Source organism: Exiguobacterium sp. FSL W8-0210, assembly GCF_038006045.1.
Taxonomy (GTDB): domain Bacteria; phylum Bacillota; class Bacilli; order Exiguobacteriales; family Exiguobacteriaceae; genus Exiguobacterium_A.
Genome location: NZ_JBBOUK010000001.1, coordinates 1374940 through 1399684 on the forward strand (window position 1 = coordinate 1374940; position 24745 = coordinate 1399684).

General features: G+C 41.6%; 29 protein-coding genes and 1 pseudogene. 18 read left to right on the forward strand and 12 right to left on the reverse strand.

Features of this window, described 5'->3' with window-relative positions; genetic code table 11:
* The first annotated feature begins 37 nt into the window (after positions 1-37).
* The 8 genes from MKY22_RS07100 (at position 38) to MKY22_RS07135 (ending at position 3927) form a co-directional block, all read left to right on the forward strand.
* Positions 38-520 (forward strand): hypothetical protein, encoded by a 483-nt coding sequence (locus MKY22_RS07100; RefSeq protein ID WP_214730068.1) that lies wholly within the window; start codon positions 38-40, stop codon positions 518-520.
* A gap of 22 nt (positions 521-542) precedes the next feature.
* The gene (locus MKY22_RS07105; RefSeq protein WP_341087778.1) at positions 543-1025 is read left to right on the forward strand and encodes a DUF2691 family protein; all 483 of its coding nucleotides are present in this window, start codon (positions 543-545) and stop codon (positions 1023-1025) included.
* Positions 1026-1111: 86 nt separating this feature from the next.
* The gene (locus tag MKY22_RS07110) at positions 1112-1498 is read left to right on the forward strand and encodes a hypothetical protein (RefSeq protein WP_341087779.1); all 387 of its coding nucleotides are present in this window, start codon (positions 1112-1114) and stop codon (positions 1496-1498) included.
* A gap of 21 nt (positions 1499-1519) precedes the next feature.
* Positions 1520-2047 carry a hypothetical protein gene (locus MKY22_RS07115; protein ID WP_341087782.1) on the forward strand — a complete coding sequence of 176 codons (528 nt, stop codon included), beginning with the start codon at positions 1520-1522 and terminating at the stop codon, positions 2045-2047.
* Positions 2044-2511, forward strand: a complete 468-nt coding sequence (locus MKY22_RS07120) for a DUF2716 domain-containing protein (RefSeq protein WP_341087785.1) — start codon at positions 2044-2046, stop codon at positions 2509-2511. The genes MKY22_RS07115 and MKY22_RS07120 overlap by 4 nt, the downstream gene beginning before the upstream one ends.
* Positions 2512-2525: 14 nt before the next feature.
* Positions 2526-2693, forward strand: a complete 168-nt coding sequence (locus MKY22_RS07125; RefSeq protein ID WP_341087788.1) for a hypothetical protein — start codon at positions 2526-2528, stop codon at positions 2691-2693.
* A gap of 7 nt (positions 2694-2700) precedes the next feature.
* Positions 2701-3459, forward strand: a complete 759-nt coding sequence (locus tag MKY22_RS07130; RefSeq protein WP_214730077.1) for a hypothetical protein — start codon at positions 2701-2703, stop codon at positions 3457-3459.
* 57 nt (positions 3460-3516) lie between these two features.
* Positions 3517-3927 carry a hypothetical protein gene (locus tag MKY22_RS07135; RefSeq protein WP_341087790.1) on the forward strand — a complete coding sequence of 137 codons (411 nt, stop codon included), beginning with the start codon at positions 3517-3519 and terminating at the stop codon, positions 3925-3927.
* A 37-nt stretch (positions 3928-3964) separates the two neighbouring features.
* Here MKY22_RS07135 and MKY22_RS07140 read toward each other — a convergent pair whose 3' ends face one another.
* Complete coding sequence (locus tag MKY22_RS07140; RefSeq protein WP_214730073.1) at positions 3965-4117, reverse strand: DUF2199 domain-containing protein; 153 nt, start codon at positions 4115-4117, stop codon at positions 3965-3967.
* A gap of 134 nt (positions 4118-4251) precedes the next feature.
* Between MKY22_RS07140 and MKY22_RS07145 the strand changes: the two genes are divergently transcribed.
* Genes MKY22_RS07145 through MKY22_RS07155 form a run of 3 tightly spaced genes read left to right on the forward strand, consistent with a single transcriptional unit; the run spans position 4252 to position 5925 of the window.
* Positions 4252-4869, forward strand: a complete 618-nt coding sequence (locus MKY22_RS07145) for a hypothetical protein (RefSeq protein WP_341087795.1) — start codon at positions 4252-4254, stop codon at positions 4867-4869.
* Positions 4870-4923: 54 nt separating this feature from the next.
* Entirely contained in the window at positions 4924-5508 is a 585-nt protein-coding gene (locus MKY22_RS07150) for a hypothetical protein (RefSeq protein WP_341087798.1), read from the forward strand.
* A gap of 57 nt (positions 5509-5565) precedes the next feature.
* The gene (locus tag MKY22_RS07155; RefSeq protein ID WP_341087801.1) at positions 5566-5925 is read left to right on the forward strand and encodes a hypothetical protein; all 360 of its coding nucleotides are present in this window, start codon (positions 5566-5568) and stop codon (positions 5923-5925) included.
* On the opposite strand, the gene MKY22_RS07160 is transcribed toward MKY22_RS07155, so the two are convergent.
* A complete protein-coding gene (locus MKY22_RS07160; RefSeq protein ID WP_341086530.1) occupies positions 5829-6767 on the reverse strand; it encodes an IS30 family transposase in 939 nt (312 codons plus the stop codon). The two genes, MKY22_RS07155 and MKY22_RS07160, sit on opposite strands and share 97 nt — an antisense overlap.
* Positions 6768-7620: 853 nt before the next feature.
* Here MKY22_RS07160 and MKY22_RS07165 point away from each other — a divergent pair.
* The 4 genes from MKY22_RS07165 (at position 7621) to MKY22_RS07180 (ending at position 12662) form a co-directional block, all read left to right on the forward strand.
* Entirely contained in the window at positions 7621-9291 is a 1671-nt protein-coding gene (locus MKY22_RS07165; protein ID WP_341087803.1) for a DUF6044 family protein, read from the forward strand.
* A gap of 24 nt (positions 9292-9315) precedes the next feature.
* Positions 9316-10272 (forward strand): glycosyltransferase family 2 protein, encoded by a 957-nt coding sequence (locus tag MKY22_RS07170; protein ID WP_341087806.1) that lies wholly within the window; start codon positions 9316-9318, stop codon positions 10270-10272.
* Complete coding sequence (locus MKY22_RS07175; protein WP_052169496.1) at positions 10269-10646, forward strand: GtrA family protein; 378 nt, start codon at positions 10269-10271, stop codon at positions 10644-10646. The genes MKY22_RS07170 and MKY22_RS07175 overlap by 4 nt, the downstream gene beginning before the upstream one ends.
* A 780-nt stretch (positions 10647-11426) precedes the next feature.
* Positions 11427-12662, forward strand: coding sequence for an MDR family MFS transporter (locus MKY22_RS07180; protein ID WP_047395646.1), 1236 nt, complete (start codon positions 11427-11429; stop codon positions 12660-12662).
* Between the two features lie 216 nt (positions 12663-12878).
* Here the strand turns inward: MKY22_RS07180 and MKY22_RS07185 are convergent.
* From MKY22_RS07185 to MKY22_RS07195, 3 genes and pseudogenes are all read right to left on the reverse strand, one after another.
* A pseudogene (locus tag MKY22_RS07185) lies at positions 12879-13037 on the reverse strand (ATP-binding protein); the annotation flags it as partial.
* A gap of 154 nt (positions 13038-13191) precedes the next feature.
* Positions 13192-14235: a Fic family protein gene (locus tag MKY22_RS07190; protein WP_341087819.1), complete on the reverse strand. Its 1044-nt coding sequence runs from the start codon at positions 14233-14235 to the stop codon at positions 13192-13194.
* Between the two features lie 283 nt (positions 14236-14518).
* Positions 14519-15358: a helix-turn-helix transcriptional regulator gene (locus MKY22_RS07195; protein WP_047395643.1), complete on the reverse strand. Its 840-nt coding sequence runs from the start codon at positions 15356-15358 to the stop codon at positions 14519-14521.
* Between the two features lie 121 nt (positions 15359-15479).
* Here MKY22_RS07195 and fabF point away from each other — a divergent pair, with 121 nt between their 5' ends.
* The gene (gene fabF / locus MKY22_RS07200) at positions 15480-16718 is read left to right on the forward strand and encodes a beta-ketoacyl-ACP synthase II (protein WP_341087823.1); all 1239 of its coding nucleotides are present in this window, start codon (positions 15480-15482) and stop codon (positions 16716-16718) included.
* Between the two features lie 389 nt (positions 16719-17107).
* On the opposite strand, the gene MKY22_RS07205 is transcribed toward fabF, so the two are convergent.
* The 3 genes from MKY22_RS07205 to MKY22_RS07215 all read right to left on the reverse strand — a co-directional run bounded on the left by MKY22_RS07205 (position 17108) and on the right by MKY22_RS07215 (position 18497).
* Complete coding sequence (locus MKY22_RS07205) at positions 17108-17377, reverse strand: type II toxin-antitoxin system RelE family toxin (RefSeq protein ID WP_035408288.1); 270 nt, start codon at positions 17375-17377, stop codon at positions 17108-17110.
* Positions 17374-17598, reverse strand: a complete 225-nt coding sequence (gene relB, locus MKY22_RS07210) for a type II toxin-antitoxin system RelB family antitoxin (protein WP_026829710.1) — start codon at positions 17596-17598, stop codon at positions 17374-17376. The genes MKY22_RS07205 and relB overlap by 4 nt, the downstream gene beginning before the upstream one ends.
* A gap of 197 nt (positions 17599-17795) precedes the next feature.
* Complete coding sequence (locus MKY22_RS07215; RefSeq protein ID WP_341087835.1) at positions 17796-18497, reverse strand: copper resistance D family protein; 702 nt, start codon at positions 18495-18497, stop codon at positions 17796-17798.
* A gap of 3 nt (positions 18498-18500) precedes the next feature.
* Between MKY22_RS07215 and MKY22_RS07220 the strand changes: the two genes are divergently transcribed.
* Entirely contained in the window at positions 18501-19436 is a 936-nt protein-coding gene (locus tag MKY22_RS07220; RefSeq protein WP_341087838.1) for a heavy metal translocating P-type ATPase, read from the forward strand.
* 200 nt (positions 19437-19636) lie between these two features.
* Here the strand turns inward: MKY22_RS07220 and MKY22_RS07225 are convergent, their stop codons facing one another.
* From MKY22_RS07225 to MKY22_RS07240, 4 genes are all read right to left on the reverse strand, one after another.
* Positions 19637-21766 carry a heavy metal translocating P-type ATPase gene (locus tag MKY22_RS07225; protein ID WP_214730047.1) on the reverse strand — a complete coding sequence of 710 codons (2130 nt, stop codon included), beginning with the start codon at positions 21764-21766 and terminating at the stop codon, positions 19637-19639.
* The gene (locus MKY22_RS07230) at positions 21759-22127 is read right to left on the reverse strand and encodes an ArsR/SmtB family transcription factor (protein WP_017474136.1); all 369 of its coding nucleotides are present in this window, start codon (positions 22125-22127) and stop codon (positions 21759-21761) included. Before MKY22_RS07230 ends, MKY22_RS07225 begins: the two co-directional genes overlap by 8 nt.
* A gap of 199 nt (positions 22128-22326) precedes the next feature.
* A complete protein-coding gene (locus MKY22_RS07235) occupies positions 22327-22902 on the reverse strand; it encodes a recombinase family protein (protein WP_341087840.1) in 576 nt (191 codons plus the stop codon).
* A gap of 183 nt (positions 22903-23085) precedes the next feature.
* Positions 23086-23805, reverse strand: a complete 720-nt coding sequence (locus MKY22_RS07240) for a peptidoglycan DD-metalloendopeptidase family protein (protein WP_047395615.1) — start codon at positions 23803-23805, stop codon at positions 23086-23088.
* 230 nt (positions 23806-24035) lie between these two features.
* On the opposite strand from MKY22_RS07240, the gene MKY22_RS07245 reads away from it, so the two are divergent.
* A complete protein-coding gene (locus MKY22_RS07245; protein ID WP_034786404.1) occupies positions 24036-24734 on the forward strand; it encodes a cytochrome c biogenesis CcdA family protein in 699 nt (232 codons plus the stop codon).
* Positions 24735-24745: the final 11 nt, after the last annotated feature.

The following is a 24745-nucleotide window of genomic DNA, read 5'->3' on the forward strand; positions in this document are numbered from 1 at the left end:
AGAAGACATCGTTTAATTCAAACAAATCAGTAGTGAGATGTTCCGTGATGAGCTAGCGAAAAAGCATGCGCTAAGCACATATCGCTTTTATGTAGTAGTGCGTGTCGAAAATAAGTTCCATTCCAAAAGAATCTTTGATTACTACAAGCTGTGGCGTTTGCTCGAACGAAAAGAGATGCTTGATGGCTTCACCTCCCGAATAGAAGTGCCGGTCCAAGTCGGAGAAGAATCATATTACGTTGGGATCGCTAAATTTGGTCTCGAACAGCTTTCGAGAGCCATTGAAATGATTAGTGACTCTCCAGCTATGTATACCATTATTTGTGCGAATCATGATCGACCATTACATTGTCAGGAATTACTAACGCAGGTGCTCGATATCGGCTTAACAGAAAGTGGAGACGTACCAGTCGTCGAGATGGTTACGACATTGGCAGCACAAGGTTACGCCGTCTGCACGTGGGGAAGTTCAAGTGAAGAACAAGAACTACAGTGTTTTCATACGGTAGCCTTCTTATGACAAGATAGAAAGAGGGGATTCGATGAGTCTGCGTGGTGTGTCATTTGAAATCCCGAATGAACCGGGGCGTATCTTGCTCGACATATTAAGTGCGATTGAAATGAAAGAGTATGATTGGTTTCTTCGTAACTTTGATTTTCCGATCCAAACCATGGATGGGGACTTGTATGACAGTTTAGAAGAGTTTTCAATCGATCGGATAGCGACAGGACATGAACTAGCGAAATGGCTAAGGGGACCAAGCAATTACTTGATTTTTGCTGCATTGTTTGCATTTCAAAGTGGTCAGACTGAAGAAGTGGGAACGACTTATGCGTGGTTTCAGAAAAGCAATTGTCACATCGCGATTTTGGTGTATGACTGCACGTACGTCGATATCTATTGTAAGGAGCAGCACGTATCCGAAGCGTTTTATGAGAACGCCGTGAGACGTGGATATACCGGAATCGAATGGGTGACCGATGATAATGATCCTCGGACCCGTTTGTCGGTATGGTCAGAATAAGAAGTAGTTCTGACGAACAGATGTAAACGCTCAACGTTTAAGACAAGAGGGGTGAACTGCTGGGTATTAATGAAGGAGAGAAAATCATGAATCAAGAGTTGGAAGAATTCGTTCAAGCAGTTTATCGAACGGTTGTTAAAGAAGGTATGGCGGACTATAAGGACATCTACGAAGAAGAAGTCGATCCAAACGTCAATGACTATACGGCCTGTATCGCGTTTTACCAGCAGTCGAGCGAAGCGGATCAAAAACGGATGAGACAGATGATGGAACAGACGATTATCGATACGGTTTCGCATGTATTTAGTATCATCGATGGGAGTTCAGGACTAAGTGGATCTGAGCTTGAAGTGAAACTGGCACTTGTCCGAGTTGACGAAGCAGGAGATTCGGTCGAGACCGTAGAGACAGATGGTGCATTGCAAGATGCGTTTTTAGGCTACATAGAAGATCGTGACTTGAACGCATTGTGAAGGAGGGAGCGGGAACCACTCATGATCCAACTGATAAAACAAAGCGGCTCGAATACACTCTACCAAACAATCTATACAGAGGGGCGCCTCATCGTTCAACATCAAGGAATCGTTGGAGCGTGGGTGAAAGCAGAAAACGTAAAGCAAATGCGCGTCTCGCGCTTCAAACGATTAGATGTACAGATTTTGCAGCTGATCGAGAAGTTTGAACGTCAAGGTTATCGCGAGCTGAACGAGGCAGATTACCGGGAACTCATCGTCCATTTTCCTTATGACAAGGGTCAGGCAGAAGCAGCGCTCGAGCGCCGTCACATGATGGAAGAAGTAATTAATGATGGTTTGCTTCATACGGGGAACGGCTACTGCAAAGGGGGAGATATCGGCAACGGTACGACGAATATCTTTTACTACGTCCTTGATGTTGAGGCAGCCATTACACTAATTTTTGAAGAAATGAAAGCACGCGATGTACAAGACGAACCAAAAATTGCAGTACAAGAAGGAGCAGCGTACACCGTTCGATCTCCTCAAGGAGCGACGTTCGATTGAAACCATGGAGCTGGATTCCGATGACGCAAGCGGAGGACAAGAAGATATGGCACGTCATTGATCAACAATTTCAATTCGCACCCAGTACGACAGTTTTTCCCTCATACCATGCCCCGAGTCCGTTCATTACATACGAAGTGGATTACGAGAAACGCGAAGAGATCGAGCAAATGCTAAAGCGTATTCTGACCGATCTGACCGTTGAAGGGAAACGCGTCATGGCACTCGATTGGAATCATCAAGGATACTGGATCGACCCAAGACGTCCGTTTCTTCGAAATGAAGAAGGAGATTGGATGATTCCAGCCGTTCCAGATGGCGATTATTCCTTTTTTATCGCTAGCGACTTCCGCTGGGGGTATCTCGGTCATCCGTGGGAGGGGAGTATCACGTTGTTTGGAGAAGACATGATCTCTGCGTTCCAAGGAACAGAGATTTTTATGAATGAAATTCGAAGAGGATAGAAGGAGGATAGAAAGTGAGAACACCATACGACGAGTATCAAGGAACCGCATTATGGCAGGTCATCTCGGAGACAATCAATGAATTAGTCGACAATGTTGATCTCGAAGAACGGACGACGCATGAACATATCGTGGGCTATCTCTGTAGCAAACTAGAAGGTCGGATGAAATATGAAAAATAAGAATAGGATGCTAGTTGAACGAGACGAGTGGATCGATGTGTTCCGGGAACTGCTACCACGCGATGATTGGCAAGACCTCGTCCGGGTTCAAGTAAGTCAGCATTCGTACCCATTTGAAGTAAAATTACTGGAACGATCTCTCAAGCAGAATCCACACATCGACGATTTTTCGGATTGGACGGTCCGATCTCACATGATTATGACCGACGACTCACAGCTTGACAGATTTCTCGAACATCTTGTCATCGAACAGCAGGAAATGGCGACTAAAGCAGAAGTGACGCTCATTATCCAAAAACAAGGACAAGGAATCGTCCGAGTCACGAACGATTATGTCTCGATGTATGGAGTCGCTTATGAGGAGCTTGATGACGTAGGGACAGAATATGAGAACTTTTTTGATGCGGTTTTACCACACGCCACGTTTCCGGTAGAAGTCGTCTTTTGTGGTCGGAATGTTTTAGAAAATGATGATTCGATTCACGTGATGATATTGCACGATTCTAATTGGCAAGCGGTATTTGAAGAACATTTATTGCATTTACTGAATCGAAAAGAAGTGACGACAGGATTATTTTCGAAAGATGTACGTCCCACGCAGCAAACGCTTGAGAACTTCATGTCTGAATTCTCGTTATTGATGGCCTACAACTTCATCGTGACTCGCGATGCAACGGATCGATTTGGCATGCTCGATCACTTTTGTACGAATGGAAAAATCGCGCATTTTGGAAAGATAGACAATGGAAAGACGTCTTTCAATTAATGATGTAAACATCACACAGAAGGAGGAAGCATAATGAGCTTAGCATCATATATCTGTATGGAGAGACAAATTCCTGAACAGTATCTCAATTTAGATGAAAAAGGTGAAACCGTTCCTTTATATATCGGCCCCTGTTTTGCGGATCAAGACTGTCTGTATGAAGTAAAAACGAAGCATTTTCATAAATGGTATGTATATGAAATTTCGAGTCACTGGGGCATCGAGATCGTTGAACCTTTTGATTCCGAAATTGCACTGGAATCGAAAGAAAAGCTGCGTTATTTGTTTACGCTCATGAGTGACTTCTTAGACGAGGGCGAATCGTTTGAATTGTATACCTGTTGGATTGGGGAGGAGTCCGATCCGCAAGTGAAAAGTATGACGTTATCATTGGCACTTGATCAGTTAGAAGACATTGAGATTCCTGAAAGAACGCATATGTTGATCACGAAACAGAGTGAAAACTAAAAAGCTGCAGATCCACAGTGGCTACGGGTTAAATGGTTCACTCTTGTGCATAGACGATATCTACGATGGCGTGGACTTGCGCAAGCGTCATCTCGGAATAGAATTCGATCGACAAAGGATGATTCGTCGGCTCGAGTTCGAAGAAAGGAAGTTGACCGGTTCCTTTGGCGCAAGGCATAAGTTTTTTCATCGGAATCACCTCTAAGTGAAGTTATGTATGTCTCGTTGTCGAACCTTAGGAGAGAGCATACTTGTAGTTTAGTATCTATTGTTAGAGAATCCTGATGAAGACCGTGACAATCCAGCGAAAGTGAGGGGATTAACGTGCAAATCGACATCGAAGAACATCAAAATCATGCGAAGACAATCAAGGAATATCATCTCACGATAAGAGGACAAGACCGAATAAAATCCATTTATTCTTTTGAGTATTATAATGATGACTCAAATGAAGATGAAGTCATCTCGGACGAAGAAGTGTTAACACGATTATTCTCGCGTTTGAATCGCTTTCCCGTCTATCTCTCCTTTGGATTCCATGAACTGACTGATTTAGAAAAAACGGATTTGCTCTCTACGGTTAAGGACAAACAGTTATCTTATACGAAGACCTCGATCACTAAGCGTGAAATATATATGACCGTCGAAGTGAATCACCCGACGGACTTATTTCAGGTACTTACACAATCAATTACAATGGCTAACTACAATGGCTACTATTTAATTGCTTTCACCAATCTATTGAAATTTGAAACGAGGAGAGTAAGACGGTGGTTGATCAAAAAAGAGAGAGTGGTACCAGTAATCGATATAACGGATCCGACGACATTTTTTAAAATCGGCTTTGATTTCGAGAATGTGCTGATCTTCTCGAATGAACCGGATTTCGATGAATTAGAAAAAATAGAAGCACTGTTTCCAGAAGAAAAAATCGAGCGGTAGTGGAGAGATTAAGAGGGGAGAGGGAACGTGTTGGATGTCTATTTTGAGAAGCATATGGATCACGCACAAGTGTTTAAGGACAGATACTTGTACGTTGATCGACCAGAACGTATCGACTTCATCTATTCGATGGGTTGTCTACCGGATGACACTGAAAGCGACTATCAAGGCGATTCAAATCGAGTCTTGAAACAATTTTTGACGTGTCTCAATCGGTTCCCGATTTTCATCACGTTCGGTGGAAGTTTTACGGACGAGGAGGTCGAGCCGTACTTTCAAAAGCACAATCTATCGTATACAAAGATTCGACCGTACAAGAACCTATACTATAGCGTTCATGTGCATGATGCGACCGAACTAGAGTTATTGTTAGATGAGACCTATTGGTATGGGGCTGTGAATGAAGACTTCTTTATATCGTTTACGAATCTCCTGACGTTTGAGCGGAGAATGGTCAAAGGATGGTTTTTCAAAAAAGAACGTACCGTTCCCGTCATTCGTGCGACGAAAGAGATGTCGTTCATCACGATGGAGCATGATTTCATGGGCTATTATCTGTTTTCGAATGAAGCCTGTTTTAATACCGAGGACAAGGTGAAAGCCATCTTTCCTGACGATGGTACCATTGAATTCTATTGATGAAACAAGCAGTTGAATTATGTAGATGGATCTAGCAGAATACGTGGAGGAATTTTTATGTTATATATCTATCTCGATGAACATACGAATCATGCAAAAGTGGTCAAAGACCACTATCTCGATATTGATCCACCAGGTGCTGTTAAGTCGATTTATTCGATGGGATGTATTCCGAATGACGAGAAACGTGACTATCAACATGACTCCAATGAAGTACTGAAGCATTTTTTGACGCGTCTGAATCGCTTTCCACTATTCGTTACGTTCGGCGGTGGTTTTACCAATGAAGAGGTGGAACCATTTTTTCAGAAGACGGTTTGTCAAATTAAGCGCAACACTTCTTCGGAAAAGACCTCGTATGCAGTTTTCCAATCCAAACACTTCCTTGGTCGATTGTTGATTCTAGAAAGTGCGTAATCTAATTCTGTCTTGTTGATCATTCCGAAGTTGGTTCCCTTTGGGAAGAACTCACGGAGAAGACCATTTGCATTCTCATTGCTGCCACGTTGCCATGAAGAATAGGGATCCGCAAAGTACATTGGGATACCAAGAGAGTCCTGTATCCGTTCGTGACAGCTGAACTCCTTACCGCGATCCGTCGTCATGGTTTGAAACGTTCCCGATGGGAAAGAAGAGTAAAGTGTTTGGATGGCATGTTCCATCGAGTGAGAAGAACGGTCGACCATCGGTAGTACGATATAGAACCGACTTTTACGTTCGATGAATGTCGCAACACACGCCTTTGTCTGCCCTCGTCCTGATACGACAGTATCCAACTCCCAATGCCCGAACGTTTCTCGACCCCGGACGTCCGACGGACGTTTACTGATCGGAAGCCCGATGTTGAAGCGACCTCTTGTCTCACGTGGCTTTTGGCGCTTTCCTTTTTGTCGTAAAACGCCTAAATCGCTCTTGATGAATCCTTTATATATCCATCGATAGATTGTACTGTACGATGGTCCCTGTTCGTGAAAGAGCCGTCCGGCGATCTGTTCGGGAGACCATGTCTCTCGCAGTTTCGAAAGGATACATGAGCCAAGCGAAGTGCTGAACAGCGTGCGTGCTCCACAATTCTTTTTTTGCATCTCATAACGCAGTCCGGCGTTGATCGCATTGTAGGAAGGATTCCGTTTGAGCTCACGTGAAATCGTGGACGGCTGTCGTCCGAGATGCTGAGCGATCTTTCGCATTGAAAATCCAAGCTCTAGATAAGTTTCTATTTTGACTCTTTCTGATGTGGTAAGATGAACATAGCTCATAACGAATCCTCCGTTGAATTTGGTGTGGTAACTCTATTCTACACGAGGTTGTTATGGGTTTTTTTGTGTTTTCAGCTAGGTGTTGCACTTAATATTACAATTCGTCTAGAGAAAAAATGTAGTCGATCATGAAAAATAATTAGTTTTGTAAATAAGGAATAATGTAGTGCCTATCTTTTTCTTAAATGGCACTGTAAATGCATATCTAACCAATGCAACCAGTCAGATGCACTTAACCAGCCAAGTTCATCATAATAAATCTTTTTTGAAGCATCTATAGTTTGAATATGCATTTTAACGCACTCCATTTGAGTAATTAATTATTTTGTGCTTTTTATGAGAATAGCGTAATCCAGGTTACTTTCTAGTTCGATATTAAAATCATTTTTAAATTTACACGTACCTATGGAACTTCGTCATATAAAAAACAAAGTCTCCAAATCTTGTTCTCCTTTTCGAAGGCTGATGAAGTAAATTTAAGAACCCAAAAGCATCGTATCTTTTCTTAACAGAAATGGTACGATGCTTCTTTGTAGTTCCTCGATAGAATTAAAAAAATCTATAGTTAGTCATTCATAAAAGGGAAAAGTAGAAAAAGAAGAAGAGGTCTGGTCAAGATTGATTAATTCTTCTAATCTCCATTTAACTAATTTATTAATTGAATTAACTTTAATTCTGAAAAGTAAATTTAATAAATGTCACCCATCCTATTGTGATATAAGGTATCATTGGAAATAGTTTCTTAGGGAGTATATACCATAAAGAAAGTTATAAGAGGAAAAGAACAGGCAATTGATTTCTTGAAACTACTAGCAAAAGAATTAAATCTTAAAGTAGATGAAGGAGAGGTATGATGAGAGAAAAAACTCGCATATTAATAGGGCTGCTACTAGCTTGCCTCTATATTTTACCGATGGTCTTACTGGGGGAACATGCACATGTCCGTATTCATGATAATCTAGACTCAAACATCACGTGGTATAAAACATTGGTCGATACCAATAGTATTTACGCAAGCCTTCATGCAAATGTTCCTGACTTATTGAATGGGGTCGTCTCGAGAAATGCTTTCGTCAGTGAGTTTACAGGTATCGTGTGGCTATATCAATGGTTCCAACCATTTACGGCATACGTGATCAGTCAAACGTTGGTCCGAATCTTTGCTTTCTTAGGAATGTACTTATTACTACGTGATCATGCGAAAGGGGTTATTCCTAAATCATATGCGCTGTGGGTAGCAGTTCTATTTTCTTGGACACCATTCTGGCCATCGGGCATGCTCAGCACGCTTGGGATGCCACTCTTATTGTGGGCTTATTGGAATATCTGGCATGGACGGAAAATAAAATCGAGTGCATTCGTATTGTTAGTGGTTCCGTTCTATTCGAGCTTCGTGCTAGGAATCGTTTTCTTTTTAGCAACGCTTGCCATTTACCATATGGTGAAGGAGATACGCGCACGTAGTTTTCATAGCCGTTTTTGGATCGCCTATGGCCTTCAGGTCCTTTTATACTTATTAATTGAATATCGACTGGTCTTCTCGATGCTGTGGGAAGAAGAGCCTACGAGTCGAAATGACTTCGAAACAGGGAATAACGGATTTTGGGCAAGTATTCGTTTATTTTTTAAGAATTTGGTGTTTGGTCATACACATGATCGCGCAGTACAATCGCCCATCATCCTCCTAACACTTCTGATTGTTGGATTTCTAGTATTTCGTCAAAAAGATCATGCAGCAAGACGAATTCGAACTTTGATGTGGTTTCTATTTGGACTATCGCTGTGGTATGCGTTTTGGTTTTATGAGGGGTGGAATCCGTTAAAGCAACATGTCTCTCTCATTAGAACTTTCAATTTCTCACGATTCCACTTCCTTCAACCGATGTTGTGGTATGCATTGTTTTACTTGATGCTCGACTGGCTATGGCGAACTGCCAAACGAAAATGGGTGACTTGTCTGCTCGTAGCCCAAACCCTTGTCTTGCTTGCATGGAATCCCGAGTTCCTCTATCGTCATCATCCATCCTATGAAGCGTTTTATGCGACTTCTCAGTTTTCTGACATTAAACGCTTCATCAACCAACCAACGAAAGACTATCAGGTCGCTTCTCTCGGATTGCACCCTGCGATCGCACAATACAATGGTATGCAAACCGTGGATGGTTATGTGAACTTTTATCCATTACGCTATAAAGCATCTTTCCGAAAGGTGATTGCTGGAGAATTGGATAAAAGTAAGCTATTACAACGTTATTTTGATTCGTGGGGAAATCGAGTCTATGTGTTTTCATCTGAACTCGGTAAGGAATACGAGTACACAAAGGAGCATCAAGTACCGGTTCGACATTTATCTATCAATACAGCACAGTTGAAGCAAATCGGTGCGACATATCTTTTGTCTGCTGTACCAATCAAAAATGCTGCAGCCATTGGATTGCAGTACGAAAAAACATTTGAAGATCAACATTCTGCTTGGAAGATTAGGTTATACCGTATCCAAGCTACTACAGAGAATACGAAGTAAGTTCATTTAAGGAGGAGTAATGGTATGACGATGACGACAATCCCTACGCTAGGCATAATTATACCGTGTTATAACGAGACGGAAGTATTACGCTTGACGGTCCATACGATGCACCGTTTCTTAACAGAGTGGCGAGAACGAGACCTCATTTCTGAGGACTCCTTTGTCTTGTTCGTAGATGATGGAAGTCAGGATGATACCTGGGCCCAAATTGAAGATGTACACGCACAAGATGGTCGGTTTAGAGGATTAAAATTAGCACATAACGTAGGACATCAAAATGCTTTGTTCGCAGGTCTTGTCGAAGGACACACCGATGCGGATTGTGTTGTGTCAATGGATGCGGACCTTCAGGATGACGTAAAAGTGATTGAACAGTTTTTAAGTGAATTTGCGAAAGGGAATGATATCGTCTATGGGGTAAGAGAAAATCGTCAGAACGATAGCTGGTTTAAACGGTCGACTGCTCAAGGCTTTTATCGCTTCATCGACTGGTTGGGTGTAGAGACCATCTTCAATCATGCAGACTATCGTCTCATGAGCAAACGAGCTGTCGAAACACTTTGTGCACATCCGGAACGCAATCTCTTTTTGCGGGGGATGGTACCTTCGCTTGGTTTTCAAACAGCAGAAGTGACCTATACACGTCAATCACGTCCAGCAGGCGAATCAAAATATCCATTACGAAAGATGATGGCACTCGCATGGGATGGGGTGACCTCGTTTAGTGTTCGTCCGATTAAGTTGTTATTTTTAGTCTCACTATTCATGCTCATCGTCTCGATCGGTTTTGTCGGATATGCTCTTTATCGTAGATATGAAGGAGAAGCGATGGATGGGTGGACGTCTTTAATGATGTCGATCTGGTTCATCGGCGGACTTCAATTACTAGGTATTGGACTGATAGGAGAATACATCGGTAAAATCTATCAGGAAGTCAAACGACGTCCTCGTTATGTCGTCGAGAAAAAACGAGAATGATGACCTTTCTTCGTTTCTTATTAGTAGGAGTTCTTAATACGCTGGTTGGTCTGACGCTGACACTGATTTGTTTTCATGTCTTGCATACTGGTTATTGGGGAGCGACAGCGATCGGGAATGCATGTGGTGTTTGGGTCAGCTATATGCTAAATCGTCGCTTCACCTTTCGTCAAGAGGCTGGAGGATGGCCCTATTGGATACGTTTTTTGATCGTCGTTTCGATTAGCTATCTCATCGCTTATCGTCTTAGTTTATGGGGAGTGCATTACGTATTGCCAAATCTACAAGAGACTGGAGCAATTCTGATCGGTATGATTATCTATACGGGGTTAAATTATCTAGGTCAGTCTTATTGGGTATTTCGCAAATCATGATGATAAAACAAGCTATCTATAGAGGTAGCTTGTTTTTTTTATCCTCTCAATTGCACTTGCAAAAGCACAGTAGCAAATCAAAAGACTGACAAATGAATTTTCAAATTATAGAAATCAACCACTCAGATTAGAGTGAGGAAAGTCATTTACAATTTGATAAAATGACGCATTCAACGTATGCATCACATAGTTATATGGGTGGATATGCTATTTCTCATGTAATCGACCATGCCTATTCCTTATTCATCGACTCCCTTCAGTCCACCACATTAAATGATCGTTGATGAACGAATCCCAAAAGAAGAATGAAAGTAAAGTATCCGTGAAATCTAATTTACAGACTTAAATTTATTACAAACGACATCAATAAATCGCAATTTCTTCTTGTAGTAAATAATTCTGTTAAAAATAAGAAATTTTTATTTTTTAGTTGGTCCGTTATTACTCCTTCTCGATAAAGTAAAAGTCTATGAACTTAAACGATAAGAAGCAGTTCCTGTCATGTAAAGACAGGAACTGCTTCTTATCGAACAATTATATCGTCGGTAATTCTAAAATTCTTAAGAAATAGAAAAAAGTAAGACAGAAAGATATGTCACTTCGTTTCAAAACAAACATACGTTCGTTTTACGTGACAATTTAAATAAAAGTGTCCTTACTTAATTTTCATAATATTAGTATAATCCATATCAAAATATAAGTCTATATCTTGATAACTATCTTCTCTATAGTAAAGCTACGAAAAGAAGACGCTATTCGTTAACTATGAGAGGAGTTATTATGAACAAAACTACATGGAATCCTAATGTGAAAGTCAGACTGATAGGAGAAGGCCTTTTCAATCTGCTATTTTGGATGTACTTTCCTTTTCTAACGGTCTATTTTGGTAAAGGACTAGGGTTACAGACTGCTGGATTAATAATGGCACTGCCCCCCTTAATAAGTATTGTCGGAAGTTTAACCGGAGGAAGCTTTGCGGATACGTTAGGGAGACGTCCTGTGATGCTGATCGGAACATTTTTGCAAATGACCATGTTTATTCTATTTGCTGTCTCTTCTTCTCCTTGGATTAATTATGTTGCCTTTATCGGAATTAATATAGGCGCAGCATTTTATCGTCCTGCTAGTTCAGCGATGATAGCGGACACAGTTCCAAAAGATGAATTGCGACAAGTGTATGCGACATTTATGACCGTGAACAATATTGGTGCCGTTTTAGGACCAATCATTGGAGCAGTCTTCTTTTTTCAACATCGTCAACTGTTATTGTGGACCTGTGCAATAGTTCTCTTTCTTTACTTCATAACGATCTATTTTATTGTTAGTGAAACCTTACCTGTCCGATCCAAGCAAAAAGATGTAACGACCCCACTTAAAAATGCGTTTCAGTCTAAGTGGTCTGGCTATCGACTTATTCTCAAAGATCGTATTTTTCTGCTATACGTAATTGCGGGAACCTGTTCACTCTTCCCAGTGATGCAACTCGATCTCTACTTACCAGTTTACGTGATAGACAATGTGCCTAAACAACCTCTCGTACCGCACTTGCTGGATTCTTTTCAGCTCACGAGCCAATCCATTTTTGGCTATCTGGTAAGCTTTAATGGTCTTTTGTTTGTCATCTTGATCCTTCCCGTAACGAATCGACTTAAAAATTGGTCAGAAAGACGTCTCTTCGTCGTTTCGACCTTACTTGCAGGAGGAGGTACATTTTTAGTCGGATGGAATAACAACATCTGGTTTTTGTTTGGTTGTACGCTCATCTTCACGTTAGGTGAGATCATGCGTACACCAGTCACGCAGAGTTTCATCGGTCATTATGCTCCAGAGGAGGCAAGAGGTCAGTATCTAGCTGCTGATAGTCTTCAAAACACACTTGGTAAGACGCTAGCACCTCTTGCTATCTACGCATCAGGATGGATCGCCCCGCTTGGTATCTTCACTATCATTCTCCTTTTTGCTATCATTGGAGCTTGTTTATATCTGCAATTATTTAGACTGTATTCTCCCACTTGACAATCAGGTTGATAATACAAAGTGTACGATTACAAATAAAATATTAATTTAGACTTTAGAATGATTTCACGAAAATAATAATTACTATAGATAATTAATATCAGATAAATGCTATCTAAAATATCTTAAATCAGCATGAATGAGATGATTTCAACATTTCGCGACAATGAGTTGTCGACGTCAAGTAGAAATTGACGTTTTCTGCTCGATTGATATTTACACTTCTGTTGAAAATAAATTCTTACGATTTCTCATGCGATGACTGTCGTCATCGCTATGAATCACTTCGACACGATGTAAGAGACGGTCTAATATTGCAGTTGTGATTCCTTGATCACCAATTAGTTCGCCCCATTGATCCGGACTTTTACTAGAGTTCTAAATAAATTGAGCAAAAGTGTAAAGCGTCATCGAGCAAAAACCGTCAACTAAATTCTAGCGGTTACATACGTGTAAGTGAATTGGTATTGGAATCTTCTCGCATGATAAGTTATTTATTCTTCACGGATGTTCTTGATACCATGTAGTGTTATTGTTTCGTCCATTTCGCACTCCGACCAAGACCGGATGGGGCAATGATCCCCTCGTCACGTAAGTCACGCAATACGCGATTGATTGTCGTCTCACTGATGTCGGGACAAGCCTTCCTTACGTCTGCTTTCGTGAACGGTGTGATTCGTCCTTCAACGAAACGACGAATCCGATTGTTCTTGTTCTGACTACCCGTCGTGACCAATCCGACGCGATCTTCAAGCTCCTTATAAGCAGCAAGAATCGTGCTCAGCAAGTAGTTGATCCATGGAAACGGATCTTGTTGGTTTTGGTGCCAACGCACGGAATAGAGACGGAGTGACTCATAATAATCTTCCTTCCGCGATTCGACGATCTTCTCAAGACTGATGTAGCGTCCGACCTCGAAGCCATACTGATAGAGCAGCAAGAGGGTCAACAATCGTGCCATTCGACCATTCCCGTCATTGAACGGATGAATGGATAGGAAATCGAGGACGAACAAGCTCGTCAGGATGAGCGGGTCGACGTCCTCTTGTTGCCGACGCTCTCGCAGGCTGTCGCATAACGCCTGCATCGCTGCCGGTGTCTCGAACGCAGGGACGGGGATGAAGCGAGTCCGGCGCGTGCCATCCGGGAACGTCTCACTAATCTCGTTGTCGACGTTCTTCCACCGCCCACCTTCGACGGGGACGAACTTATAGAGTTCCTTGTGGAGTTGCAACAGAATATTCGCATTGACCGGGATGTCCTCGGCTGAAGCGTTGATCAGGTTAAGTACGTCGCGGTAACCAGCAATCTCTGCTTCTGAACGGTCGGCAGGGTCGGCTGACTTTGACATGATGGTCTGAAGACGACTTTCTGTGACGATGATTCCTTCGATCGCATTCGAGGCTTTCGTCGACTGGATGACGGCGACATCGCGTAAGGTGTTAAGGATTTGAGGCGCTTGCTGTTTATAGAGATCCTGTTTGCCTTTATACTCATTGATCCGTCCAATCAAGCGGACGGTCTCCATCGGCAGGGCGAGCTCTTTGAGATAGGTATATGTATAGTCGCGCATTCGTCGAACTCCCTTCGCAAAATAGATCACTTTAGATTAAATATACTCATTTTTATATTATTTGACTATGTTTAAACTCATTATAATGTATTTAAAGTCGTTCAAACACATATAAACATAGTCAAATTATCATATTTAGACTATGTTTATTTATTTATGACCATGATTACTTGTCAATCCGAAAGTCGGACAATCCTGACTGATTTGAACGGAACAATCCTGACATGGAAAGCGTCTCATCGATTGCTTCCATATTTTTAGCAGTTTTTCACTTCATTTGAATTCATCGAACTAAAATCAATCGTTTCAGTTTTTCTTCTGTACCGGATTCCTCGACAGGTGTATAGATGCTACATCGCAAGTCGTCTTCTCCCTGCACTTGAAGAGAGGTCAGGTCGAATAGCATCTTACCGACTTTTCCGTGTCGGAATTCAATCAGGATTTCCGGAGCCTTACTGACCTGACTCTCCATCCAGAGTGATTTGAATTCAGGATACGTATCACTCATCTCCTGAATGAAGGACGTATACCATTCATCACCAGAGTATTGACCGTAGTATGCACGGAAAATGGACAAGAACCCTTTGGCGAAATGTTCCCAGTTCCCGGCAAGTACTTTGAATTCTTTCTGTGAGAACAAGAGGCGAATGAGGTTACGCTGTGATTCTGGAATGGTCGCGAAATCTACGAACACATGGGCCGCTGCCGGATTCCAGCCCACAATATGGCAGTAACGATCCGTGACGATCGTCGGACACGTCGTCAAGGCAGACAGAATTTTTTCGAGTGACGGACTGATGGTCGCAGGGGAAGCTTGGATTTTCCTACTGACGATCTGCGTCCCTAATGCTAAATCGTACAAATATTCGTGTTCATCCCTTTTCAGACATAACGCCTCGGCGATACAGTCCAGGACGCTTCTAGATACCTTGATATCCCGTCCTTGTTCTAGCCAGGTGTACCATGTCGTACTGACGCCTGCTAATTGAGCGACTTCCTCTCTTCTCAAGCCAGGTGTTCTTCTTCTTGATCCGGGCGGTAGCCCCACCGACTCCGGTTTGAGCTGTGCTCTTTTCGTCTTCAAAAAATAGGATAGGGCTTCTAATCGATTCGAGTCATCCATATGTTCTCCTCCTGACTTCTCTCCATCCAAGTATCATTGATAATAGGATAAATGAACACTTGTAATAGGATATATGACGACACGTATGATTATCTCATACTATTACGAGGAGTGAAGAAACATGGAGCGCGTAGTGATCACAGGAATGGGTGTCGTCTCACCAATCGGAAACGACGTGGAGTCCTTTTGGAATAATATGATTGCTGGAAATTCAGGCATCACGGAAATCGATACGTTTGATACGACTGATTTCAAAGTAAAGATTGCAGAGAGTGTAAAAAACTTTGATGCGGAAAAGGTGATTGGTAAAAAAGCCGCTCGTAACCTGGACCGCTTCGTCCAGTTCGCATTAGCGGCTGCTGATCAAGCCTGGAACGATTCAAAACTAGGAGAATCTGATCTGTGTCGGGAAAGACTTGCTGTATATGTGGGATCAGGTGTAGGGGGCATTGAAACGTTGATTGACGGTGTTCATGCTTTGCACCAAAAAGGTCCGAGACGGGTCAGTCCGAGTCTCGTACCTTCCATGATGTCTAACGCAGCAGCAGCTCAGATTAGCATCAAGTGGCAAGCGATGGGACCTTCCATGTCACCTGTATCCGCGTGTGCGATTGGAAACACGGCTATTGGTGAAGCATATCGACTCATTCGAATGGGAGAGGCTGATGCTGCATTCGCTGGTGGAACAGAAGCGGGTATCACTGAATTGTCTATAGCAAGCTTCGGTAATGCGACGGCATTGTCTACAAGAAACGAATCACCCGCTAAAGCGAGTCGTCCTTTTGACGCGACACGCGATGGTTTCGTGATGTCGGAGGGAGCAGGTATCTTGATACTAGAATCGTTATCGCACGCAAAGCAACGAGGTGCGTCCATCTATGCGGAAGTCGTCGGATACGGAGCAAGTTCCGATGCCTATCATATAGTAGCGACTCATCCAGAAGGTCAGGGAGCATACCTCGCTATGAAGCGGGCCGTTCAACAGGCAGGGATTGAGACGAATGACATCGATGTGATCAGTGCCCATGCGACGAGTACGATCGTCGGCGATCAGTCCGAGACACGTGCGATTAAAAAATTGTTTGCAGAACATGCGAACATACTACCGGTGACGGCGAACAAATCAATGCTAGGTCACATGCTCGGTGCTGCCGGTGGAGCGGAAGCGATCGCGCTTGCGAAATGTTTACAGGAAGGAATCATTCCACCAACGATTAATCTTGAAGTCGATGATCCAACGTGTGACCTGGATTATGTAGCAGGAGGGGCTCGTTCGCTGGAGATGCAGTACGGACTATCCAATTCTTTCGGATTCGGTGGTCATAACGCCGCCATCGTCTTGAAAAAATATATGGATTAAGCATCAGAGTTTGGGTTCGGACAAGAGAACTCAATGAGTAAGTACTCGCTGAAAATGTATACAATCTTTTTTGTGTATCCAATTCTTATTGAATGTTAGTGATTCGGGAACCTTCACTATTGCTGTATCGTCATTCATCCAACGATTCATGACACGTTCTATCTATTTTACATAAAGCGCGAATCATCAGTTCTAGTCAGAGTTTGCCTTAACTAGGACATCATGATCTTTATTTTAATAATCCACCCTCTGAAGGGAGGTTTGAATCCACACCTAAAAAAATAACTGTATATGTTGTCATTCTAATTCTAGCTTTTTCATCATATCGTCAAAAGAGAAGGCTTTTGATTGATTATCATGTACTTCCTAAGATATGAGTTTTGGATGCTTTATTTATAGATATCCCGACGATGTCCAATCTCAAGAATCAATATCACGACTTTCTCATCCTGGATGTCAGCAATCAGACGATAGTCGCCGATGCGATACCGCCATTCGCCAGAGCGATTCGAGACGAGTCCTTTCCCATGACGACGCGGATCATCCGTCCCGACAAGGTTCTTCTTGATCCAGGACATGATGATCCGCGCTTGTTGTGGGTCCATCTTCTTGAGAGATTTTTGAGCCCCGCGCTCGAATTCTACATTATAAGCTGTCATTCTAAATCAAGTTCCTTCATCATGTCGTCGAAAGATATCGCTTCTGATTTTTTACGGTGTGCTGCCATGGAATCATGATAGAGTTGCAAATCGATTTCGTCTTCGATACGGTCGAGGACGGCATCGCGAACGAGTGTAGAAATCGTGATGTTCTTTGCCTTCGCATATTCCTTGATAAGTCGTGTATCCTGATCATCCAGACGTACGGAAATGGTACTCATGATTATCAGCTCCTTTGTAATACATTGTAATACATATTCCAGTAGTAGTCTAGAAATGGCACCGATTTAAAATAGGATTGAACCTGTTATAACTAGTATGAAAATGATGAATAAGTATGAAAAAAGAAAGGCTGCTGTATCGCGTGCCTTTCTTTTTGTATAAGACGTCGCACACGCTGAAATGCTCATGTGGAGGATCATAAATACACGGAAATACTATACAACGCTGCGAAAAATAATGAGATCGAGACGCCTAATCCAAGATAGAGGGTCTTGATGGAGTCTTGGGTTGATCGGATGACGTACACCAACAATCCCACGAAAAGGAGGCTGATTGCCATCAAGAAGAGGGATATCATGGTCGGCTCGAACCGGATATCAGAATAGGTGAAACGCAAGCTAGGGAAAAGAAACCCTGACAGTGGACCAGCCCCGCTGGATTGAAGAGTATCCTTGATCGAGTGAGGGGGTTCCTGTTGACCGAGCCACGCAGTCGCTGTGAAGAGAAGCAGGATCAAGATGCCTTCCTTGCGCATCCGCATCCGTCGGACTTCAAACGATCGTTCAGGAGACGCGTAACTCCACTTCCCGTTCATGATACCGATGATCAGCACGGGTAGAATCAGGACGTGTTTCCAGAGTAAGGCTTGTCCATACGGTAAAATCCAGGAATCGGAATACTCCTCTACCTGCACGACGACAGACATCAGATAGATGCCGGAACCGACGATCAGTAAGAAACATAGCGTCACGAGTGGTTTGAACCATTCGAGGAAGATGCCCCAGTTACGGTCTGATGGACTCCAAAAGCCGAGTATGAGCAATCCACCGGTCCAGATGAAGACGGCGAGTGCGTGAATAGAATGTACGAGTATGCCTTCTGCCCCTTTGATGCTCAAAAGATGCAAAATGTCCAGACCGTCACAGTTTCGTTTGCCCGTGGGGAGATGGAAATCGACCATCAGCTGGATGCTCGACAAGTCCAAAGCGAGCTGAACAAGATCGGTTTCGATGGATACGTCAAGGGAAAGAAAACGTCCGAGGCACCGGTCCGGTCGTTCGAGGGGATCTCCTTGATCCTGTCCGGGATTTTGATTGGTCTGGGATTGCTCATCCAAACGAGCGGAGTAGCGTATCTTCCGAATGTTTTGTACGGTATCGCCTTGATCCTCAGTGGGGGGAGAGTTTTCCGGAGTGCCTATTATGCCGTCCGTGCCCGCTCACTCGACATGAACGTATTGATGAGCGTAGCAGCCATCGGTGCCGCATGTATCGGGGAGTGGCTCGAGGGAGCGACCGTCGTCTTCCTCTTTGCCATCGGCAATTTGCTTCAGAATCGCTCCCTTGCGCGGACGCGCAATTCCATTCAGAAACTGATTGAACTGTCTCCGAAGGAAGCCTTCGTGCTGACGGACGGGGACGTTAGACGTAAACCGGTGGAAGCGGTGCGAGTCGGAGAAATCCTCCGGATTCGACCAGGTGATCAGGTTGCACTGGACGGCACGATCCTGAACGGGACGACGACCATCAATCAAGCACCGATCACGGGCGAATCGATTCCTGTCGATAAGAAGGAAGGAGATCACGTATTTGCCGGAACGCTCAACATGGATCGTTCGTTCGACATGATCGTCGAGAAGACGTATCAAGAGACGACGCTTGCGCACATCATTGAACTGGTCGAGGAAGCGCAGGATAATAAAGCACCGAGTGAAGCGTTCATCGATCGTTTCGCGAAAGTGTATACACCGTTCGTCTTCCTAGGTGCATTGTTGCTGATGATCGTCCCACCTTTACTCCAACTTGGTAGTTGGGGAGAGTGGTTCTATAAGGGGTAGCGTCAGGAAAATGCGGATTTACAATGCTAAGGAAATTCCCATACTAAAAAGCCAAATTTCTCAACATCAATTGAGAAATTTGGCTTTTTCCGTTGCTCAGTTAAAGCGTCCTTTAGTTGTATATTTCCTGTTAATATCCCTTTTAAAGCATAACATTGTTTTCAATGATCGCACCCGATAGTTGACGCCCATTTTAGAACCTATTCTTTGATTTTCAATAAGCGTAAACTGTTTAATGTTACAAGTAAAGTTGCTCCCATATCAGCAAATATAGCTATCCAAAGTGTTAACCAACCGGGCATGACCAAAAGTAATGCCACTAATTTAATCGCCAAAGAGAAGGTAATGTTTTGCTTGATGATTGCTAAAGCCTTACGGCTTAATTTTATTGTATATGGCAATTTACTCAAATCATCAGACATTAAGGCGATGTCAGCCGTTTCTAAAGCTGTATCAGTTCCAGCACCACCCATTGCTACACCAACGGTAGATGCCGCAAGGGCTGGAGCATCATTCACGCCATCTCCGACCATCCCCACACTTTGATGTTTTTCTCGAAGTTCTTTAATAAAATTAAGCTTATCTTCTGGAAGTAAGTCAGCTTTAATATCCGAAACACCAACTTGTTTTCCGATGGCTGTTGCCGTTCTTTGGTTATCGCCTGTTAGCATCACTGTTTCGATTCCCATATTGTTCAACTTGCCGATAACTTCTTTAGACGATTCCCTCATTTCATCGGCTACGGCAATAAACGAAAGAATTTCTTTTTCTGTTCCTAACACCATCACCGTTTTACCTTGAGTTTGCATATCGGCAATTTTTTCTTTCCTATCGCTTGAAATGCTTCCGTGTAATTCCTCAAAAAGATTTGGACTTCCCACATAATACATTTCATTATTTATTTTGGCTTTAACGCCTTTACCTGTAATGGATTGAAAATCCTCTACTGTTACTTCGTTGAATTTTAATCCATTTTCTTCTGCTTTTCGCATAATCGCTGAAGCAAGAGGGTGCTGTGATCCTTTTTCAATGGCTGCTGTTATGGTCATTAATTCATTTTCATTTCTACCATATGTCACAATGTCTGTTACAGCAGGAATCCCTTTGGTTAATGTTCCTGTTTTATCAAAGGCTATCGCTTTTAAGTGTCCTGCTTCTTCTAAATGGATACCACCTTTAATTAAAACACCATTTTTCGCTGCATTTCCTATTGCTGTAACCACAGCAACTGGAGTTGAGACTACTAAGGCACAAGGACAACCAACCACTAATACAGCTAAGCCTTGATAAATCCATTGGCTCCAGTCTCCGCCAAATAATGGTGGAACTACCGCAATTAAAAGAGCTAGTATGACAATAGCTGGTGTATAGTATTTTGCAAATTTATCGACAAACGCTTGAGAAGGGGCCCGTTCTGCTTGGGCTTCTTCTACCAAGTGAATGATTTTTGAAAGAGTAGTATCTTCAACTCGTTTTGTTACTTTAACCTCAAGTAACCCTTCTTCATTCAAGGTTCCTGCAAATACTTCATCATTTGTGGTTTTCGTTACTGGAACACTTTCACCTGTAATCGCAGCCTGATTTAATGTCGATGTACCTTTAACCACTATTCCATCCATTGCTAACTTTTGACCGGGCTTAACAATCATGATGTCTCCAACTTGAATATCATCAACATGAATCATCATTTCTTCATTGCCTCGTCGAATTAACGCTTCTTTTGGGGCAATATCCATTAAAGATTCAATAGATTGACGTGCTTTATCCATTGAATAACGCTCTAATGCTTCACTAATCGCAAATAGGATAACAACGGTTGCCCCTTCACCCCATTCACCAATGATTGCAGCTCCTATAATTGCAATAGTCATAAGCGTATTCATATCGAAATTTAATCTGCTTAGATTTTTGAGACCTTTAATGAATAACGAATATCCACCGATTAAAATGGACGCTGCATAACCAATTGTCGGTAGAACATGCTCTTCACCATACTGCTCTCCTAAGAACCAGCTAACTACAAGTAAAAGAGCTGATACATATACCTTAATGTTTTCTTTCTGCTTCCAAAAAGGTTCTCGTTCTACCCTTTGTTCTTTTTCATCTCGAATTTTTAAATTTTCAAATGCTCCTGCTTTTTCTAATTCTTCAATGGTTGTCGTCCCTTTAACATAAACTTTAGATGCTCCGAAATTTACTTTCGCATCCTGAACACCGGGAAGTTCTTTAACATTATTTTCAAAAATGGCTGCACAGTTAGTACAAGTAAATCCTTGAACACGATAGGCTTTCATTTCTTCTTCAGACAGTTTTGCTTTCCCACTAGACATTGATCTTCACCTCTTTCTTATGTGCCAATGCAATCATCATAATTTGTCTGATATGCTCATCATCTAATGAATAAAATGCAAGTTTTCCCTCTTTTCGAAACTTAACAATCCCTTGCTTATGGAGCGTTCGCAGGTGATGAGAGGCATTTGCAACCGTAACACCTATAATATTTGCTATATCACACACACACAGTTCGTCATCTTGACATAAAGCATAGGTAATTTTTGCTCTATTTTCATCTGCAATAGCTTTTAACATTTGGGCAACACTAGAAATATCTACTGTCTGTAAATTACCTTGTATTCGATTGACCTTTTCTTCGTCATAACAATAAATTTCACAAGTATCTTTCTTAATCACATTCTCACCCCAATATCATTCAAGTGTTTATTTGAATATAGTATAACCATTTTTAATAATTCATTCAAGTGTTTTTTTGAATGAGTAAAGAATTCATAAAAAAAGAATTGGAGTACCCAATTCTAATAACAAAATAACCAAACTGCATAAGACTTTAAGTACATAACATTATCTGGCCAATTAATGGAATAGGACTGAACTATTTGTTCTCTTCCGATAGCTTTCTATATAATGAAGCCCTAGACACATTTGTAATTTCACAAATTTGATTTACAGTCATATTTCCTTCTTTATATAGCTTTACTGCATAATTCATTCCCGCATGATTTTTATGATATTTTTTTATCCGACCTTTAAACTTTCCTTCTTTCTTAGCCAGCTCAATCCCTTCACGTTGACGCATACGGATAAGATCTCTCTCTAACTGGTTAACACCAGCCATTACTGTAATTAAGAATTGGCTGTATGGATTATCCTCTGATAAATCTAGCCATGTATCCTTGAGTGATTTTAAGCTGGCTTTTTTCCTTCGTATGTAATCGATCAATTCAAATAAATCTTGTGTACTACGAGTAATTCGAGTTAAATCTGTAACATAAATGGTGTCACCATCTTGTAAGTCCTCTAACATTTTTTGAAGTTGCTCACGTTCCTTCGTTGCCCCAGAAACTTTTTCTTCGTACATAATATCCATTCCGAATTCGCTTAGCTGCTGAAATTGTCTTGAAGGGTTTTGACTAGTTGAACTGACACGTACATAACCAATTTTCCGCAAAATATCACCTCACTTTTGAGACAAGTCTTATGAGACGCTAGATCACAGCAATCCACTTCAAAATAAATGACTTGATGAAGTCACTTCAGATCATAGAAAAACCCTCATTTCGACGTCGAAATGAGGGTTTTTCTATGATCTGAAAAGATGCTGTCTTAGGACATCCTCTCTTCTTTTTTTAGGTTACAAATAGTTCAATGGGTTGACACTATTCGCTGCAGAATAACTGCTGTATTTATAACTGTTTTTATGAATCTCAAAGTGTAAATGATTTCCGAACGAGTTTCCTGTATTCCCAACTGTTCCAATCTTCATACCTTTAGAGACTGTCTGACCACTTTTTACCGAAAGACTATTCATATGAGCATAAACGGTTACGTATTTTTGATTCTTTAGACTATGTGAAATCATAACGTGTTTACCATATGCACCGCTGTTTTTAGAGGTAGTGACTTTTCCACTCGCAGAAGCATAGACAGGTGTGCCTTTTGTTGCAGCTAGATCAACGCCATTATGGAATGTATAACCGTAAGCGCCATTAGATTTTCCGTATCCTTGGGTCAGCCTCCCTTTAGTAGGAGAAGCAAAAAGAGACTCATTATACGTCATTTTTTTTGCAACGTGGCTCTTATATTTTTTTAGGTAAGAACTATAGATATACCGTGTGTTCCCTTTGTAAAGTACTTTTGTCCAAGCTCCTTTTTTTCCTAAATAAGAAAAAGTCTGACCAGTGTTAGTCACGCCGACTATATTGTAATTGAGAGAAGGACCAGTCCGAACACGGAGATCGTCTGTCTTTACTTTTACTTTATATGCACTACTTGCTTCAACTTTTGGGCTATGCATTGAAAAAGTTGTTGTGAGTAAGACGCTAGAAGCGATAAGTATTACCTTGTTTTTCATTAGTTGTACTCCTTTAAAGATAAAGATACGGTGACAAACGATTTGTTAAAAGGAGTATAGCATCACTATATTACAAAAAAGTGTATCAAATTCATTTCAAAAATTGATACGAGATTTAATCAAAAAATGCATAGGTTTTTCACAAACAGATTTTATGATTAAAATTAAACACATTTCTTTTTTATACATCTTAAAAAAAGATTTATTTTTTAGAGTTCGGGAGGAATTTGATGGAGTTATCTTTTTTGTTAGCTTTTGGGGCAGGGTTTTTATCTTTTATCTCGCCATGTTGCCTAGCTTTGTATCCTGTTTTTCTATCTTACATTACAGGAATTTCAGTTACAGAGTTAAAAGAAAATAAAAAGTGGAACTGGAATGGTGTTCCCCATACATTCGTTTTCTTACTTGGATTTTCGAGCGTATTTTTAGTGATGGGTTTTTCAACGTCATATTTGGCTGATTTTTTTATAGTGTATAAAGATGTTCTACGGATGAGCGGTGCACTTATTTTATTCATATTCGGTGTTATTTTAACTGGTCTGTGGACCCCAATATTTTTACTTAAAGAGCGAAGAATGAACTTAGGAAAAAGAAAGCGTGGTTATATCGGAACGTTTATTGTCGGAGTCGGATCGGCTGCTGGATGGACTCCTTGTACAGGACCAATCCTCGCTGGAGTTATTGCTTTGATCGCCACGAATCCTAGTAATGGATTTTTATATATGCTCTTTTATGTACTAGGTTTTTCTATTCCATTTTTCTTGATGTCGTTTTTGGTCGGGAAATCCAGATACTTAATGAATTATTCTTCAAAGGTTATGAAAATAGGTGGCTGGTTTATGATTTTATTAGGTATCATATTGTATTTCGATGGTCTGACGAAACTAACTACAATATTGATTGATTTTACAGGGTTTAGAGGGTTCTGACGCTCTATTTT

What these genes read in the sequence shown, in the direction of transcription:
- MKY22_RS07100 (WP_214730068.1), top strand. Translation starts at nt 38, where the DNA reads ATGTTCCGTGATGAGCTAGCGAAAAAGCATGCGCTAAGCACATATCGC.
- MKY22_RS07105 (WP_341087778.1), top strand. Translation starts at nt 543, where the DNA reads ATGAGTCTGCGTGGTGTGTCATTTGAAATCCCGAATGAACCGGGGCGT.
- MKY22_RS07110 (WP_341087779.1), top strand. Translation starts at nt 1,112, where the DNA reads ATGAATCAAGAGTTGGAAGAATTCGTTCAAGCAGTTTATCGAACGGTT.
- MKY22_RS07115 (WP_341087782.1), top strand. Translation starts at nt 1,520, where the DNA reads ATGATCCAACTGATAAAACAAAGCGGCTCGAATACACTCTACCAAACA.
- MKY22_RS07130 (WP_214730077.1), top strand. Translation starts at nt 2,701, where the DNA reads ATGCTAGTTGAACGAGACGAGTGGATCGATGTGTTCCGGGAACTGCTA.
- MKY22_RS07135 (WP_341087790.1), top strand. Translation starts at nt 3,517, where the DNA reads ATGGAGAGACAAATTCCTGAACAGTATCTCAATTTAGATGAAAAAGGT.
- MKY22_RS07140 (WP_214730073.1), bottom strand. Translation starts at nt 4,117, where the DNA reads ATGAAAAAACTTATGCCTTGCGCCAAAGGAACCGGTCAACTTCCTTTC.
- MKY22_RS07150 (WP_341087798.1), top strand. Translation starts at nt 4,924, where the DNA reads ATGGATCACGCACAAGTGTTTAAGGACAGATACTTGTACGTTGATCGA.
- MKY22_RS07155 (WP_341087801.1), top strand. Translation starts at nt 5,566, where the DNA reads ATGTTATATATCTATCTCGATGAACATACGAATCATGCAAAAGTGGTC.
- MKY22_RS07160 (WP_341086530.1), bottom strand. Translation starts at nt 6,767, where the DNA reads ATGAGCTATGTTCATCTTACCACATCAGAAAGAGTCAAAATAGAAACT.
- MKY22_RS07165 (WP_341087803.1), top strand. Translation starts at nt 7,621, where the DNA reads ATGAGAGAAAAAACTCGCATATTAATAGGGCTGCTACTAGCTTGCCTC.
- MKY22_RS07170 (WP_341087806.1), top strand. Translation starts at nt 9,316, where the DNA reads ATGACGATGACGACAATCCCTACGCTAGGCATAATTATACCGTGTTAT.
- MKY22_RS07175 (WP_052169496.1), top strand. Translation starts at nt 10,269, where the DNA reads ATGATGACCTTTCTTCGTTTCTTATTAGTAGGAGTTCTTAATACGCTG.
- MKY22_RS07180 (WP_047395646.1), top strand. Translation starts at nt 11,427, where the DNA reads ATGAACAAAACTACATGGAATCCTAATGTGAAAGTCAGACTGATAGGA.
- MKY22_RS07190 (WP_341087819.1), bottom strand. Translation starts at nt 14,235, where the DNA reads ATGCGCGACTATACATATACCTATCTCAAAGAGCTCGCCCTGCCGATG.
- MKY22_RS07195 (WP_047395643.1), bottom strand. Translation starts at nt 15,358, where the DNA reads ATGGATGACTCGAATCGATTAGAAGCCCTATCCTATTTTTTGAAGACG.
- fabF (WP_341087823.1), top strand. Translation starts at nt 15,480, where the DNA reads ATGGAGCGCGTAGTGATCACAGGAATGGGTGTCGTCTCACCAATCGGA.
- MKY22_RS07205 (WP_035408288.1), bottom strand. Translation starts at nt 17,377, where the DNA reads ATGACAGCTTATAATGTAGAATTCGAGCGCGGGGCTCAAAAATCTCTC.
- relB (WP_026829710.1), bottom strand. Translation starts at nt 17,598, where the DNA reads ATGAGTACCATTTCCGTACGTCTGGATGATCAGGATACACGACTTATC.
- MKY22_RS07220 (WP_341087838.1), top strand. Translation starts at nt 18,501, where the DNA reads ATGCAAAATGTCCAGACCGTCACAGTTTCGTTTGCCCGTGGGGAGATG.
- MKY22_RS07225 (WP_214730047.1), bottom strand. Translation starts at nt 21,766, where the DNA reads ATGTCTAGTGGGAAAGCAAAACTGTCTGAAGAAGAAATGAAAGCCTAT.
- MKY22_RS07240 (WP_047395615.1), bottom strand. Translation starts at nt 23,805, where the DNA reads ATGAAAAACAAGGTAATACTTATCGCTTCTAGCGTCTTACTCACAACA.
- MKY22_RS07245 (WP_034786404.1), top strand. Translation starts at nt 24,036, where the DNA reads ATGGAGTTATCTTTTTTGTTAGCTTTTGGGGCAGGGTTTTTATCTTTT.